This is a genomic window from Micromonospora sp. A200 (assembly GCF_029893845.1).
In the GTDB taxonomy this organism is placed as follows: Bacteria; Actinomycetota; Actinomycetes; order Mycobacteriales; family Micromonosporaceae; genus Micromonospora; species Micromonospora purpureochromogenes.
In genome coordinates, this window is sequence record NZ_JARXXY010000019.1 from 127796 (window position 1) to 142756 (window position 14961).

17 protein-coding genes are annotated in these 14961 nt (G+C 73.3%); 8 read left to right on the forward strand and 9 right to left on the reverse strand.

The window, feature by feature from the left end; translation table 11 throughout:
• Positions 1 to 11: 11 nt before the first annotated feature.
• The 3 genes from M2302_RS19935 to M2302_RS19945 are packed head-to-tail and all read right to left on the reverse strand — an operon-like array spanning position 12 to position 1320.
• Positions 12 to 344 carry a hypothetical protein gene (locus M2302_RS19935; protein WP_280839361.1) on the reverse strand — a complete coding sequence of 111 codons (333 nt, stop codon included), beginning with the start codon at positions 342 to 344 and terminating at the stop codon, positions 12 to 14.
• A gap of 51 nt (positions 345 to 395) precedes the next feature.
• Positions 396 to 737, reverse strand: a complete 342-nt coding sequence (locus tag M2302_RS19940) for a hypothetical protein (protein ID WP_280839362.1) — start codon at positions 735 to 737, stop codon at positions 396 to 398.
• A 58-nt stretch (positions 738 to 795) separates the two neighbouring features.
• A complete protein-coding gene (locus M2302_RS19945; RefSeq protein ID WP_280839363.1) occupies positions 796 to 1320 on the reverse strand; it encodes an N-acetyltransferase in 525 nt (174 codons plus the stop codon).
• A gap of 103 nt (positions 1321 to 1423) precedes the next feature.
• Between M2302_RS19945 and M2302_RS19950 the strand changes: the two genes are divergently transcribed.
• The gene (locus M2302_RS19950; protein WP_280839382.1) at positions 1424 to 2176 is read left to right on the forward strand and encodes a dienelactone hydrolase family protein; all 753 of its coding nucleotides are present in this window, start codon (positions 1424 to 1426) and stop codon (positions 2174 to 2176) included.
• 80 nt (positions 2177 to 2256) lie between these two features.
• Positions 2257 to 2970, forward strand: a complete 714-nt coding sequence (locus M2302_RS19955; RefSeq protein ID WP_280839364.1) for an RraA family protein — start codon at positions 2257 to 2259, stop codon at positions 2968 to 2970.
• Between the two features lie 4 nt (positions 2971 to 2974).
• On the opposite strand, the gene M2302_RS19960 is transcribed toward M2302_RS19955, so the two are convergent.
• Positions 2975 to 4549, reverse strand: a complete 1575-nt coding sequence (locus M2302_RS19960) for an FMN-binding glutamate synthase family protein (RefSeq protein ID WP_280839365.1) — start codon at positions 4547 to 4549, stop codon at positions 2975 to 2977.
• 73 nt (positions 4550 to 4622) lie between these two features.
• On the reverse strand, positions 4623 to 5036 hold the full coding sequence (locus M2302_RS19965) for a VOC family protein (RefSeq protein WP_210779167.1): 414 nt from the start codon (positions 5034 to 5036) through the stop codon (positions 4623 to 4625).
• A gap of 187 nt (positions 5037 to 5223) precedes the next feature.
• On the opposite strand from M2302_RS19965, the gene M2302_RS19970 reads away from it, so the two are divergent.
• The gene (locus tag M2302_RS19970; protein ID WP_280839366.1) at positions 5224 to 5487 is read left to right on the forward strand and encodes a hypothetical protein; all 264 of its coding nucleotides are present in this window, start codon (positions 5224 to 5226) and stop codon (positions 5485 to 5487) included.
• 153 nt (positions 5488 to 5640) lie between these two features.
• Here the strand turns inward: M2302_RS19970 and M2302_RS19975 are convergent, their stop codons facing one another.
• The 3 genes from M2302_RS19975 to pip form a co-directional block, all read right to left on the reverse strand.
• The gene (locus M2302_RS19975) at positions 5641 to 6774 is read right to left on the reverse strand and encodes an N-acetylmuramoyl-L-alanine amidase (protein ID WP_280839367.1); all 1134 of its coding nucleotides are present in this window, start codon (positions 6772 to 6774) and stop codon (positions 5641 to 5643) included.
• Between the two features lie 195 nt (positions 6775 to 6969).
• A complete protein-coding gene (locus M2302_RS19980) occupies positions 6970 to 7614 on the reverse strand; it encodes a flavin reductase family protein (protein WP_280839368.1) in 645 nt (214 codons plus the stop codon).
• 183 nt (positions 7615 to 7797) lie between these two features.
• The gene (pip, locus tag M2302_RS19985; protein ID WP_280839369.1) at positions 7798 to 8757 is read right to left on the reverse strand and encodes a prolyl aminopeptidase; all 960 of its coding nucleotides are present in this window, start codon (positions 8755 to 8757) and stop codon (positions 7798 to 7800) included.
• A gap of 53 nt (positions 8758 to 8810) precedes the next feature.
• Here pip and M2302_RS19990 point away from each other — a divergent pair, with 53 nt between their 5' ends.
• Positions 8811 to 9323 carry a MarR family transcriptional regulator gene (locus M2302_RS19990; protein ID WP_280839370.1) on the forward strand — a complete coding sequence of 171 codons (513 nt, stop codon included), beginning with the start codon at positions 8811 to 8813 and terminating at the stop codon, positions 9321 to 9323.
• 15 nt (positions 9324 to 9338) lie between these two features.
• Here the strand turns inward: M2302_RS19990 and M2302_RS19995 are convergent, their stop codons facing one another.
• Complete coding sequence (locus tag M2302_RS19995; RefSeq protein WP_280839371.1) at positions 9339 to 9659, reverse strand: GYD domain-containing protein; 321 nt, start codon at positions 9657 to 9659, stop codon at positions 9339 to 9341.
• 321 nt (positions 9660 to 9980) lie between these two features.
• Between M2302_RS19995 and M2302_RS20000 the strand changes: the two genes are divergently transcribed.
• From M2302_RS20000 to M2302_RS20015, 4 genes are all read left to right on the forward strand, one after another.
• Positions 9981 to 10823: an SPFH domain-containing protein gene (locus M2302_RS20000; RefSeq protein ID WP_280839372.1), complete on the forward strand. Its 843-nt coding sequence runs from the start codon at positions 9981 to 9983 to the stop codon at positions 10821 to 10823.
• A gap of 162 nt (positions 10824 to 10985) precedes the next feature.
• A complete protein-coding gene (locus M2302_RS20005) occupies positions 10986 to 12611 on the forward strand; it encodes a serine/threonine-protein kinase (protein ID WP_280839373.1) in 1626 nt (541 codons plus the stop codon).
• Between the two features lie 42 nt (positions 12612 to 12653).
• Positions 12654 to 13748: a hypothetical protein gene (locus M2302_RS20010; RefSeq protein ID WP_280839374.1), complete on the forward strand. Its 1095-nt coding sequence runs from the start codon at positions 12654 to 12656 to the stop codon at positions 13746 to 13748.
• A 71-nt stretch (positions 13749 to 13819) separates the two neighbouring features.
• Entirely contained in the window at positions 13820 to 14725 is a 906-nt protein-coding gene (locus tag M2302_RS20015; RefSeq protein ID WP_280839375.1) for a hypothetical protein, read from the forward strand.
• Positions 14726 to 14961 lie beyond the last annotated feature (236 nt).

The window sequence follows — 14961 nt, forward strand, 5'->3', positions numbered from 1 at the left end:
GCGGGCGGCGCCTACTGCGGTTCTTGGAGCCGGACCCTGGTGAAGGCCGAGATGAACATGGCGACCAGGAGTGTCAGCAGGGTCAGCCAGATGACGGGACCGGCCACCAGCGGCAGGAATCCCTCGGTGCCCATGAAGACGACGAGCATCGCGGCAGTTTCGCCCAGCGCGAAGATGGCGAGGAGAATGGCGAGCGGCATCGACCGGAAGACCAGGCTCTGCCGGCTTCCCGAGAGCCGACTCATGCCGTAGCCGACGAATGTGGACCATCTCTGGAGCACCAGCGCTATCGCGAGGGCGGGAAGCACCTGCGCGGACAGTGCGTAGAAGTCAACATTCCGCACGAGCGGATCTTAGCATCGGCGGAGTGGCCGCCTCATTTAGCTGCTTCCATGTCAGGCGACCCGCGGTGCGGGCAGGATCGGCAGCGCCGCCCGGTTGGCCGTACCCGAGATGTCGCCGGTCTGGATGACCTCCGTGGCCTCCGCCGCGACCTCGCCGCCGGCGGTGGCCGTCGCGCCGCCCGATTCGGCGGCCGGACGCGCGGCGTCCGCGTCGATGGCGGTGAGCAGGGCCCGCAGCCGACCCAGGTCGTCGGCGGCCAGCCGGAAGGAGCCTCGGCAGACGGGCCCGCTCCACAGTGAGAGCACCACGGCACCGCGTTCCGGGTGGTAGCTGACCCGCATCGTCCGCTCGTCGCCCCGCGTGTCGGTGAACAGGTCACCGAAGCTGGGCATCGGTAGCACCTCTCCCATCACCCCAGCATGCCTGAGCGGCGGGCGCGCGGGAAGGCCGCTAAAGGTCGGCGAAGGGCTTCGCGTACGCGAAGGGACCCTGGATGTCGGGCCGCCAGGCACTCAACGGCCGGGCCATGAAGTACCGCGGACCCCACGGGCCGGGCGGTGTCACGCCCAGGTCGACCGCCGGCCGGAACCCGAACCGCGGGTAGTACTCCGGGTGCCCGAGCAGCACGACCAGCGGCTCGTCCAGCGCGTCGGCCGCGCCGAGCACCGCGTGCATCAGCGCTGACCCCACGCCCCGGCGCTGCCAGCCGGGCAGCACCCCGAGCGGTCCCAGGCCGAGCGCCACCGGCGCGCCGGCCACCGTGCCCCGGGTACCGACGACGTGCCCGACGACCTGCCCGTCGGCGTCGGTGGCGACCAGCGAGAGGGCGGGCAGCCAACCGTCGTCGGCGCGCAGCGTGTCGACCAGCGGGGCCTCGACGGGTACGGCGTCCGGGGCGTCCGCCGAGGCGAACGCGGCGGTGTGCACCGCGCGGATGGCGGCGATGTCGGCGGGGGTCTCACGTCTGATCAGCATCGGTCCGGATCCTGCCGGGAGTGGGGCGGGACGGGCCACCCTATTTCGTCAGGCGACGCGCCACCTTGGGTAGCGTCGGGACGTGACGACGAACAGGCTGCCCGTGCGGACGACGACCGTGGACGTTCCGACCAGCGGCGGCGGCGCCGACGCGTACCTGGTCCGGCCGGACGGGGACGGCCCGTTCCCGCCGGTCCTGCTCTTCATGGACGCGTTCGGGCTGCGGCCCCGGCTGGCCGAGATGGCGCAGCGGATCGCCGCCGCGGGGTACGTGGTGCTGGTGCCGAATCTGTTCCACCGCGCCGGCCGGGCACCCCTGGTCGACCTGACCGGCCTCGGCGACCCGGAGCAGCGCGGCGCGCTCCTCAGCCGGCTGATGCCGCTGATCACGGCGCTGACCCCGGACGTGGTGGCCCGGGACACCGCCGCCTACCTCGACTTCCTGGCCGCCCAGCCCGGCGTGACGCCCGGCCCGGCCGCCGTCGCCGGTTACTGCATGGGTGGGACGAACGCGCTGCGCGCGATCGAGGCGCACCCGGACCGGCTCGCGGCGGCGGCCAGCTTCCACGGGGGCCGGATCGTCACCGACGCGGCGGACAGTCCGCACCTGGCCGTCGGCGCGGTCACCGGCGAGCTGTACTTCGGGCACGCCGACAACGACCGGTCGATGACCGCGGAGCAGATCGAGACGCTGGAGAAGGCCCTGGCGGCGGCGGGCGTCCGGCACCGCTCCGAGGTCTACCCCGGCGCGCACCACGGCTACACGATGGCGGACACCCCGGCGTACGACGAGCGGGCCACCGAGCGGCACTGGGCCGCCCTGTTCGACCTGCTCGACCGGACCTTCCGCCGCTGACCGCCAGGGCCACCGGAAGCAGTCCACGAGTACGGAAGTGGCCGGTCACCGGGCCGGGCCGGGCGCACTACGGTCGGGAAATGACCGTCGATGCCCCCGACCTGCGCCACCGGTTCGCGGCGCTGACCACCGCCCACGTCGCCGACGCCTGCCTGCGCGCCGGGGTGCCGGTACGCTGCGCGCCGGCCGCCGTACGACCCGTCCTGCCCGGCGAGCGGCTCGCCGGCCGGGTGACGCCCGCCCGGCACGTCGGCAGCGTCGACATCTTCCTCGAGGCGATCGACCGGGCGTCCCCCGGCGACGTGCTCGTCGTCGACAACGGCGGGCGCACCGACGAGAGCTGCGTCGGCGACCTGATGGTGCTGGAGGCGCAGGCCGCGGGCCTGGCCGGTGTGGTGGTCTGGGGCCTGCACCGGGACACCGCCGACATCCGCGCCGTCGGGCTGCCGGTGTTCAGCCTGGGCGCGATTTCGACCGGTCCGCAGCGCCTCGACGCCCGGTCGCCGGGGGCGCTGGCGTCGGCCGAGGTGGGGCAGTGGGCGGTGGACGGCCGCGATGTCGTCCTCGGCGACGACGACGGGGTGCTCTTCGTGCCGGCCGAGCGGGCCGGGGAGCTGTTCGACCTGGCGGAGTCGATCCGGGACACCGAGCGGCGGCAGGCCGACCTGATCCGCGCCGGCGTGCCGTTGCGCGCGCAGGTGGGCTTCGGCGCGTACCTGGCCCGGCGGGCGGAGGACCCGTCGCTGACCTTCCGCGAGCACCTGCGGTCGGTGGGCGGCGCGATCGAGGAGTGAGCGGTCAGCCCATCGCGGTCGCCGACGGCGGGGCGCTGCCGCCCTGGGGTGCCTCCCCGGTCATCAGCGCGACGATCTCCGCCCGGTCGGTGGCCGACGGCAGCCCCCATTCCGGCCGGTAGCCGTACACGTCGCGCAGCGGGGTGGAGGCGGTCCGGCCGTCCAGGATCTCCACCGCGTCGGTGTCGATCAGGCCGGGGTGCTCGACACCGCACGCCTCGGCCACCTTCACCAGGTCCCGTCGCAGCGTGCGGATGTAGTTGGCGGCGCGTACGGACTTCAGGGTGGGATCCAGGCCCCGGGCGAGCCACGGGTTCTGGGTGGCGACGCCGGTCGGGCAGGTGTCGGTGTGGCACTTCTGCGCCTGGATGCAGCCGATCGCCAGCATCGCCTCCCGGCCGACGTTGACCATGTCGCAGCCGAGCGCGAACGCGACGACGGCGTTGTCCGGCAGACCCAGCTTGCCGGCCCCGACGAAGACCGTCCGCTCGTGCAGGTCCTTCTCGGCGAAGGTCCGGTAGACGCGGGCGAAGCCCTGCTGGAACGGCAGCGACACCGAGTCGGTGAAGATCAGCGGCGCGGCGCCGGTGCCGCCCTCGCCGCCGTCCACGGTCACGAAGTCCACGCCGCGCCCGGTGTCGCGCATCAGCGTGGTCAGCTCCTCCCAGAAGCCGAGGTCACCGACGGCGGACTTGATGCCCACCGGCAGGCCGGTCTCGGCGGCGAGCAGCTCCACCCAGTCCAGCAGGCTGTCGCAGTCGGAGAACTCGGCGTGCCGGGACGGGCTGACACAGTCCAGCCCCTGCGGGATGCCCCGGGTCTCGGCGATCTCGGCGGACACCTTCGCCCCGGGCAGCAGCCCGCCCAGGCTGGGCTTGGCACCCTGGCTGAGCTTGATCTCCAACGCCCGCACGGGGGCGCCGGCCACCAGGTCCTTGAGCCGGTCGAGGCTGAACCGGCCGCGCTCGTCGCGGCAGCCGAAGTACGCCGTGCCGAGCTGGAACACCAGGTCGCCACCGTTGCGGTGGTACGGCGACAGCCCACCCTCGCCGGTGTTCTGCAGGCAACCGGCCAGCGCCGCGCCCTTGTTCAGCGCGGTGACCGCGTTGCCGGACAGCGAGCCGAAGCTCATCCCGGAGATGTTGACGACCGACTCCGGGCGGAACGCCCGGGCCCGCCCCCGCGCCCCGCCGAGCACCTTGGCCGCCGGCAGCCGTACGTCGTGCCCGGCCGTCGGCGACGACGGCGGCACGGCCCGGCCGAAGGTGCGGTGCTTGATGATCGGATAGCCGGGGGTGTACTCGATGTCGTTGTCCGTGCCGAAGCCGAAGTAGTTGTTCTCCTGCTTGGCCGAGGCGTAGATCCAGCGCCGCTGGTCGCGGGTGAACGGCCGCTCCTCGTTGTTGCCGGCCACGATGTACTGCCGCAGTTCCGGCCCGATCGACTCCAGCAGGTAGCGCGCCCGACCGACCACCGGGAAGTTGCGCAGCAGCGCGTGGTCGCGCTGCAGGACGTCGCGCGCGGCGAGGCCCGCGAGAGCGGCGGCGACGACGGGTACGGCTCGACTGGCCCACTTCATGCCCGCCACACTCCCCGGTCCCGCCGCCGCCCAAACAGCCGGCGGGCGCGCTACCTCGGCCCGGCGCTGCGGGTCAGGCCTGCGCCTGGGCGATGTTGACCATCCACGGGGTGCCGAACCGGTCCTCGCACTGGCCGAACTCGTCACCCCACATCTGCTTCTCCAGCGGCACGCTCACCACACCGCCGGAGGAGAGCTGCTCCCACCAGCGGCGCAGCTCGTCGGCGTCGTCTCCGCTGAGGCTGACCGTGTTGGCGTTGCCGCGTCGGATCTCCATGCCGGGTGGCATGTCGGAGGCCATCAGCACGTGGCCGTGGGCCGTCCGGAGCAGGCCGTGCATGATCTGGTCGGCGATCGCCGGGTCCTCGGTGCCGAACTCGCGGAACGTGGTCAGCGACAGGTCCCCGCCGAAAACCTGCTGGTAGAACTCCATCGCCTCGCGTGCGTTGCCGGCGAAGTTGAGGTACGGGTTGAGCTGGGTAGCCATGGCACCCCTCCGTGACTTGGTGACCAGCGCATCGTCCCACCCGGCTGGGCTGCGATGGCGGCGTACACGCCGATCGGGACACGGACCGGCATGGACGCGGAGGAGCAGGCGGCGGTCCGGGTGATCTGCCTGAAAGGCGAGCCGTCGGAGGATGACCGGCGGCGACCCTGCGTCGTACCGTGCGGGGGTGACCCTGTGGTGGGCCGGGACGGCCGTGGTGCTGCTGTTGGTGGCGGTCGTCGGTGGTCTGCTGCGCCGAGGCCGGCGGTGCGCGCGAGCGAGCGGCCGGGAGCAGGCGCTCCGCGAGGCTCGCCGGGCGACCCGCCAGATCTCGCGCGAACGGCGGCGGACCGGTCGGGGATCCCTGCGCGGCCAGGGCGCCGGGGGAAGCCAGGGCCTGGCGTCGGACGCCGCCGTCGGCACTGACGGCGGCACGCCGAGCGGACTGTGAGGGCTCCGGCGCCCGGCCTGCACAAGAGCGCCGGACCGAACCCGGCGGGGGTCAGGGCGGACGCGCGGAACTGGCCGGCCGTCCGCACCGGTCCCGCCGCCGGGGCCCGGTGAGGCGTCTCGCCGACCGCTCCACCGAGCCCCGTCGCGGTCCTCAGTCCTGGCGGAACGACTGGCGCACCACCCCGCCGACCAGCGCGCACCACGTGCTGGTGCTGACCTTCCCGTTGTCCGGCAGCCCGTGCAGCTGCTGGATGTCCTGGACGGCCAGTTTCGTCGCGTGGTCGTACTCGCCGGTGACGGCGACGTCGGCGTAGCCCTTCACGTTGAGGATGAACTGCACCGCCTGGACCGGCAGGCCGGTGGCGTCCTTCTCCAGCTCCGGCGCCAGGGTCTCCCAGGTGGGGCCGGTGATGGTGGCGTCGATGTCGACCGGGATGCCGTTGCGGGCCTGCCAGTCCTGCACGCCCGCTACGGTGGCGGCGTCGAAGGCGCTGTTCGGCGTGACGGCGTAGCCGCGGTACGCCAACAGGTACTGCGCGACCCGGACGGACGGGGAGCCGACGAAGCGCCACAGGTCCGGCCAGCGGCGGGCCGGCACGTCGGCGAGGTCGGTCCCGAGCTTCTCGAACACCCGGCGGCGCACGTCGGGGAAGAGCCGGTAGAACGTCGCGCCCGGGCAGAGGGTGTTGCGGAAGTCCCAGTGACCGAAGATGTCGTGGGCGTGCAGGCCGTACTGGCGGCAGATGGTGGTGCAGAGCTTGACCAGCGAGTCGAGCAGCTCGTCCGGCGGGGTGTCGGTGACGTAGGTGCCCTCGTTCTCGATGCCGATCGCCCGGCCGTTCTCGCCGGGGCAGTGCGCCGAGACCATCTGCCGGTCGCCGGCCTGGAGCCGCTCCAGGCTGCCGTGCCGTCCCTCCATCACGTAGCCGCCGCGGCTGATGGTGAAGTGCTGGCCGGTGTCGGACCAGCGGTTGCCGTCCATGTGCAGGTTCTGGCAGTCCCGGGCCAGCTTGATCGCCTGCGCCTCGGAGTAGTCCGTGACGTTGGGGAACGCCATGTGGTGCACGATGATCTTGTTGGTGGGGATGGCGCTGATCACCAGCGGGTCGGCCGGCGGGCGGGCGCCCCACTCGTCGCAGCTGTAGATCCAGTCGAGGTCCGCGCCGGGATCGGCCTGCGCGGCGACCGGAAAGGCCAGTTCGGACCCGACGACCGCGACGGCCGCCGCGCCCAGGCCGGCCCGCAGCAGGGTACGGCGGTCGAGTTCAGGGTGGTCGAAGTGCATGGCATCTCCTCGGCGGGCCGGCGGTGGCCCAGGGGGCAGCGATGAAAGAGAACTCCAAAGTGCGCGCGTGAAGTGGAGGATATTGCCATGACCGGTCCGGGCGCTAGAGGCCCGCGTCGATCCGATGTGCCCGGACGGGCGCGCCGGCGGCGTCCGGGGGCACCGCCGCCGGCGCGCCCGTCCAGGGTGGCCAGGTCAGGACGTCGGGGCCACGGCCCGGCCCCCGTGCGGCATCCGCCAGCCCTCGGCCAGCCGGGACGGGTGCACGTTGCGCCCGCCGCCGAAGAACTCGCAGAACTTCATGATCAGTGGGTCCCAGCCCAGCGGGTCCACATACGACGTGCCCGGGATGACCAGGTCCTCCTCGACGTGTGCGCGCAGCACCTCCACCTGGAAGGCGGTGGCGTGCGACGGCATCGGACCGAACGGGTACGAGGCGACCACCCGGCACTCCAACTGGATCGGGCACTGCGCCACCCGGGGCGGCGCGACCAGGTCCGACGGCTGGCGGGTCAGCCCGCCGAGGGCGAACTTGTCCGGCTCGTACCGGTAGCCCTGGGCGGCCTTGTGCTCCGGCACGGTCGGCCGGCCGGTGGTCAGCGCGATCCGGTCCACCGCGTCGACCATCGCCGAGGACGGCAGGTTCAGCACGCACTCGCCCTCCCGCCGCAGGTTGGCCGTCGTCTGGCCGCTGTCGCCCAGGCCGAGCATGGCCGACCGGCCCAGCCACCACGCCGAGGACATCGGCGCGAGGTTGGCGCTCCCGTCCGGGTTCCGGGAGCTGATCAACACCACCGGGGTGCCGAAGTAGAGCACCTTCAGATCGGGTACGACGTGCATGGCCCTGCCCTTCGCGAACGCCCACGGCCGGTGCGATCCACCCGGCCGTACCCGACTCTGCGCGTGGGCGGCGCCGATCGCTGGCGGCGATCGGACGTGGCGTTGCGGGTGGGCCGGCCCACCGCTGCAACGTGCCCGAGGTGCCCGCCCGAAGGCCTTGAAAGCCGTGGTGCGGGCGTGGCGTCAGCCGGCCATGGCGAAGCGGTCGAGGGCGTGCACCACGTGGCCCCGGGTCTCGTCGGTGCCGAAGTGCCCCGCCTGCTCGACGACGATCAGTTCGGAACCCGGCCAGGCCCGGTGCAGCTGCCAGGCGGTGTCCAGCGGGCTGCTCAGGTCGAGCCGGCCGTGGATCAGCACCCCGGGAATGCCGGCGAGCCGGTGCGCGTCGCGCAGCAGGACGCCCTCCTCCAGCCAGGCGCCGTGGGCGAAGTAGTGCGAGCAGATCCGGACCATGGCCGTCCGGGCCGCCGAGGGGCGGTCGCTGTACGGGTTCGTGACGGCCGCCTCCCCGGAGACGACCGCATCCTCCCAGGCGCACCAGTCGACCGTGGCGCGCCCGCGTACCGCCGGGTCCGGGTCGGCCGTCAGCCGGGCGTACGCGCCGACGACGTCGCCGTCGCGTGGGGTGCCGGGCGCGCCGGCGAGGAAGCGGTCCCACTGCTGGGGGAAGAACCGGCCGACGCCCCGGTAGAGCCAGTCGATCTCCGAGCGGCGGGTGCTGGTGACCGCGTTGATGACGATCTCCGAGACCCGCTCGGGGTGCCGCTGCGCGTACGCCAGGATGAGCGTCGAGCCCCACGACCCGCCGTGCAGCAGCCAGCGCCGCACGCCCAGGTGCTCGCGCAGGCGTTCCATGTCGGCGACCAGGTGGCGGGTGGTGTTGTGCCGCAGGTCGGTGGCCGGGTCGCTGGCGTGCGGGGTGCTGCGCCCGCAGCCACGCTGATCGAACAGCACGATCCGGTACCGCGCCGGGTCGAAGAACCGGCGAACCCCGGTGCCGCAGCCCGAGCCCGGTCCACCGTGCACGACGAGTGCGGGCCTGCCGTCGGGATTGCCGCAGACCTCCCAGTACACGGCGTTGCCGTCGCCGACGTCGAGCATGCCGTGGTCGTACGGCTCGATCGGCGGATAGCGCTCGTCCATGCGTGGGCCCTCCCCAGGGGACCGGATGCAACAGCGCTGTTACATTAGCCCACATGCCCGCCCACCCGCCCGGCCCCGAACTCCTCGGCACCCGGCTGCGCCATCTGCTCGACCTGCTCGACGGCGAGGTCGCCGCCGTCTACGCCGACCTCGGGCTGCCCGGGTTCCGGCCGCGGTTCACCCCGGTGATCCGGACGTTGGCGGCGGGCGGCCCCGCATCGATCCGCGCGCTGGCCGAGGCGACCGGGGTGACCCACTCCGCCGCCAGCCAGACCGTCGCGCAGCTGGCGAAGGCGGGCCTGGTCACGCTCAGCCCCGGCGCGGACGCCCGACAGCGCATCGCCCACCTCACCCCGAGGGCCGAGTCGCTGCTGCCCGTGCTGAACGCCGAATCGGCCGCCACCACGGCCGCCGCCCGCCGGTTCGAGGCCGAGCTGTCGTACCCGTTGAGCCGGCTCGTCGACGAGGCGCTGGCCGCCCTCGGCCGCCGGTCGATGCGGCAGCGGATCGCCGACGTCGCGCCCGACCTCGTACCGCCGGAGAACCCGTCCGCTGGCGCCGACTAGCTCATTCTCCGCCGGTCACTGACCCGGGGGCGTGTACGTCGTCTTCATCCGGGTCACCTCGTCGACATCGGCGGGCGTCAGCAACGGGGTGATGCGGACGCTCAGGGCGCCCGTCGCGCCGATGGCGACGGCCAGTCCGGTCACCGTCTTCTGGTCCGGCAGCTCACACAACACGTAGGTGTCGTCCTCGGCGAACGCGAAGTGCATCGACTCCATCCGCCCGCCGGCGTCCTCGATCATCTTCCGGACCACCTCGGCGCGCTTGGTGCCACCGTCATGGACCAGCCCCTTGAGCCCCTCGACGGTGTAGGTCGACTTCAACAGGAACCTCGCCACCTCGACACCAACTCCCAGATGTCCTGGCGGTCGCTCGACGGCCACCAGCCCTCAGCTGCCCTTCCGCTTCACGCTAGTGCCCGTCCCCGCAGCCCAGCGCCCGTTCCGCCAATCGGTCGACCGTCGGCGGCGCACAGGTCACCACCACGTGCAGATCCACGACGACGAGGGCGGGTTCGGGGCACTCCAAATCGCAGGGCCGCACGCGCCACCGGGCGGGTACGGCCCGCCGGGTGCTTGAAGGTCGCGGCGCAGGACTGGCGCCCGCCGAATCGGGTATGCGCGGCGCCGGAGGCGCGCGCCTCCGGGAACGAGGGGGTCATGGGAGCCGCCGCCGGGTTCGTCACTCTGGTCGTCGTCGTCGCGCTCGTCGTGCTGCTGCTCGCGCTCAGCATACGGATGGTGCAGCAGTACCAGCGCGGTGTCGTCTTCCGCTTCGGCCGGGTGCTGGACCGCATCCGGCAGCCCGGTCTCCACCTGATCATCCCGGTCGCCGACCGGATGGTCCGGGTCAGCATGCAGACCACGGTGATCGGGGTGCCCGCGCAGGGCGTCATCACCCGGGACAACGTCACCCTCACGGTCGACGCGGTCGTCTACTACCGGGTGGTCGACCCGGTGAAGGTGCTGGTCAACGTGCGGGACTACCCATCGGCGGTGCTCCAGGTGGCCCAGACCGCGCTGCGGTCGGTGATCGGCAAGGCCGACCTCGACACCCTGCTGCGGGACCGGGACCGGATCAACGCCGAGTTGAAGGCGGTGATCGACGCGCCCACCGAGAAGCCGTGGGGCCTGCTCATCGAACGGGTCGAGGTCAAGGACGTCTCCCTTCCGGAGGGGATGAAGCGGTCCATGTCGCGGCAGGCCGAGGCGGAACGCGAACGTCGCGCCCGGGTGATCGCCGCCGACGGCGAGTTCCAGGCGTCCCGCCGGCTCGCCGACGCCTCCCGGGCAATGGCCGACACGCCGGGCGCCTACCAGCTGCGGCTGTTGCAGACCGTGGTGGACGTGGCGGCCGAGAAGAACAGCACCCTGGTCATGCCGTTCCCGGTGGAGCTGCTCCGGTTCTTCGACCTGATGGGGCGTGGCCCCGAAGAGGACGTGGGCCCGGGGGCGGTGCGGAGCGTCCCCGGCGACGGTCACCACCGCGAGGGCCACCGCTGAACGGCCCGCGTCAAGTCCTCTGACCGAAACCCATCCATCATCACGGACGTCCGGACGCGGTGGAGCAACCGTTGCGCCGATGGACCGGACGCCCCCCGTGACGAGAATGATCAGTGTGGCCCTGACCCGTGACCGCTCCCCGCAGGCCGGGGAGGCCGCCGCGTGAGCGCGGACTGGCAGCTGTCCGGCTACACGCCGGTACGGCAGCTCGGCGCCGGCGCGTCCGGCCGCGTCCTGCTGGCCACCCACGACGCCAGCGGCACCCCCGTCGCCATCAAGTACCTGACCAGGGCCGCGGACGACGACCCGACCCGCACCGCGTTCCGCGACGAGGCCCAGCTGCTCGTCGAGGTGGACGACCCGCACATCTCCCGGCTCTACGAGTACGTCGAGTCCCCGCACGGCGCCGCCATCGTGATGGAGCTGGTCAACGGGGTGTCCCTGCGGCAGATGCTGCGCGCCCACGGCCCCACCGAGCCCGAGGCGGCCCTCTGCGTGCTCAAGGGCTCCCTCGCCGGGCTGGCCGCCGCGCACGCCCGAGGCGTCGTGCACCGCGACTACAAGCCCGAGAACGTGCTGGTCGCCATCGACGGGCAGAGCAAGCTGGCCGACTTCGGCATCGCCGTACCGGTCGGCCGGGACGGCGGCGGATCGGTCAGCGGCACCCCCCGCTACATGGCCCCCGAACAGTGGACCGGCGCGCCGGCCAGCCCGGCCTGCGACATCTACGCCGCCACCGCCACCTTCTACGAGTGCCTCACCGGCCACCCCCCGTACGACGGGCGGGACCTGATCACCCTGCGGACCCAGCACGCGCAGGCGCCGATCCCCACCGAGGCGGCACCGCCACCCGTGCACGACCTGCTCCGCCACGGCATGGCCAAGCAGCCCGCCGACCGGCCGCAGCCGGCGGAGGTCTTCCTCGCCGAGCTGGAACGCACCGCCGCGGACGCCTACGGCGCGGACTGGGAGGAGCGGGGCCTGGCCGAGCTGGCCCGCCGGGCCGCGCTGCTGGCCGCGCTCTTCCCGTTTCCCGACGGCACCGCCGGCGCCACCAGCCTGGCCAGCACCACGTTCGGCGAGACGGGGCCGGCCGCCCGGCGCGGGACCGGCCGCGCCGTGCTGCTCGGTGCCGGCCTCGTCGCCGCCCTGCTGCTCGGCGGCGCCGGCCTCAGCTACGCCGCCCGGCACGCGCCGGCGCTGACCCTCGCCGACGGCCAGGCCGCGCCGCGCGCCTCCGCGCTCACCTCGCTCGGCCCCAGCCCGTTGGTCGCCGCGCCCGCCATCGACGCCGTGTCGCCCAGCCCGACCCCGACGGCCTCGGTGTCGGCCACCGCCACGGCGTCGCCGACCCGGTCGGCCACCGCGACGCCCACCCGGTCCCGCAGCGCGAGCCCGACGCCCAGCGCGTCGACCAGCCCGCCGCCGCCACCGGACGGCACGGCACCCGTCGTCGGGAAGCTCGACGCCAGCCCCACCCTCCTCGAACCCGGAGGGTGTCCCTACGGCAACCGGTCGAGCACGGTCACGGCGACCGCCAGCGACGACCGGACCAGCGCCGAGGACCTGCGGGTGAGCTTCCGCTACACCCTCGGCGGCGTCACCCGCGCCATCGGCATGACCCACGTCGGGCGGGGCGTCTACCGGGGCGCCCTCGGTGACCTGCCGGCGCCGAAGTCCAGCACCCGCATCCCGATCCAGGTGGTCGCCGTCGACGTCGCCGGCAACGCCGCCGACCCGGCCGGGCCGGTGTACGTGTCGCTCTCCTCGTACTGCACCCCCGGCTAGGAGCCGGCCGGTGCGACAGTTCCCGACGAAAGGTGACCTCCGATGACCAGGCCGGGGGAGCGGGGCGCGACGCCGCCCGGCGACGACGAGCCCACCGTCTACCTGGCCGCGACCGGGCGCCCCGGCCCGGCCGACCGGACCGTCGACCTGGACGGCACCGTCAACCTGGACCGGACCGTCGACCTGGACGGGACCGTGAGCCTGGACCGGACGGTGAGCCTGGACCGGACGGTGCAGCTCGGGGCCGCCGACGAGACGATCCAGCTCGGATCGCTGGACCGGACGGTGCCTCTGGGCGGCGGGGGCCACGGCGGCCCGCGCGACGCCGGGGACGAGACCGTCCACCTGGGAGCCACCGACCGGACCGTGCACCTCGGCGGCACGGACGCAACCGTGCACCTCGGCGCCGCCGACCAGACCACGCACCTCGGCGGCACGGACGCAACCGTGCACCTCGGCGCCGCTGACCGGACCACGCACCTCGGCGCGACCCTGCCGGCGATCGACGCCGGCGCGCTCGATTCGACCGTGCGGCTCGGCGTGACCGAGTCGACGTACGCCAGCACCGCCCCGGCCGGCGCGGCCACGCTGGCCACGGGTCGGGGCGTACCCTCGCCGGCCGGACCGACCGGGGCGGGCGGTGAGGTGCGGTTCGGGCCCGGCGTGCCCACGACGCCGCCCGCCGCGCCGGCCTGGCCGACGGCGTCCCCGCCGCGCCGCCGACGGCCCCTCTGGCGGCGGGTGGTGGCGGTGCTCTCCGGCCTGCTCACCGTGGCGCTGGTCGCCGTCGTCGGCTTCTACCTGTGGCAGCGGCTCGACCCGTTGGAGATCGGTGCGGTGACCGTGGCGATACCGCAGCCGGCCGGGGACCGGTGCGACGTCACCGTCGACGTGGTCGCCACCGTGCGGACCAACGGCCGCAGCGGCGTGATCGAGTACCAGTGGCTGCGCTCCGGCTCCCCGCCCGGTGCCCTGCTCAGCGAGCGGGTCGGCTGGGGCCAGCGCACCGTCACGCTGTCGTTGAAGTGGGCGTTCAACGGGGTCGGCAGCACCACCGAGACGGCCACCGTCAACATCGTCTCCCCGTCGCCGCACCAGGCCCGGGCGGAGGTGCGCTACGCCTGTCGCGGTGCGTGAAAGGTGTTTCCCCACCGGCGGGTTCGGGTAGGTCGGGGCCGACGACCTGACGTTCCTTGTGGAGGGCAGCTATGAAAGACAACTTCGGCGACGCGGTGGGTGACGCCCTCCGCGCGGTGATGCTCTTCCTGCCCAAGGCGGTCGCCTTCGTGGCGATCCTCGTGGTGGGCTGGCTGATCGCCAAGGCCGTACTGAAGATCGTGGACAAGGTCCTGGAGCGGGTGCACTTCGACAAGGCCGTCGAGCGGGGTGGCATCAAGACCGCGCTCGCCCGGTCCAGGTACGACGCCAGCGACATCGTCGCCAAGCTCGCCTACTACGGGATCCTGCTGGTCACCCTGCAACTGGCCTTCGGCATCTGGGGTCCCAACCCGATCTCCGACCTGATCGCCGGGGTCATCGCCTGGCTGCCGCGCGCCTTCGTCGCGATCGTCATCGTGGTGGTCGCCGCGGCCATCGCCAACGCGGTCAAGGACATCATCAGCAGCGCCCTCGGCGGCCTGTCCTACGGCCGGGTGCTGGCCACCATCGCCTCGGTGTTCATCCTCGGCCTGGGCATCATCGCCGCGCTCAACCAGATCGGCGTCGCCACCGCCGTCACCACCCCGGTGCTGATCGCCGTCCTCGCCACCGTCGGCGGCATCCTGGTCGTCGGGGTCGGCGGCGGACTGGTCCGGCCGATGCAGAGCCGCTGGGAATCCTGGCTCAGCCGCGCCGAGGAGGAGTCGCGGCTCATCGCCACGCACGCCCGGGCGTACCAGGCCGGCAAGCGGGACGTGCAGGCCCACCTCGCCACGCCGGTCACCCCGTACGGCGACTCGGAGCAGACCCAGGTGGTGCCCCGGGACGACGACGCCGACCGGACCCAGGTGGTGCCGCCCTGGCAGGCGACGGCCACTCACGACGAGCCGGCGCCGGCCGACAGCGAGGCCACCATGGTCATCCCGCCGGTCGACGGCGGCCCGACGCGTCGCTGACCCCACGACCACCGACCGGGGTGGGACCCGCACGGGTCCCACCCCGGTTCGTGTCCGTCCCGTTGAAACGGGATCGCCAGGCCCGCCGGTGGCCGCTAGTGCGGTGTCCACTAACGTTCGCGGGGTTGGCTGCTGCCGGGTTTTGTCGTACCCGTGGGGTTGGGTGTGGTTGTGCCTCGTCGTCGGGATCCCACCGCGCCTCGGGTGGTGTATCGCACGGCTCGTGTAGCTCTGCG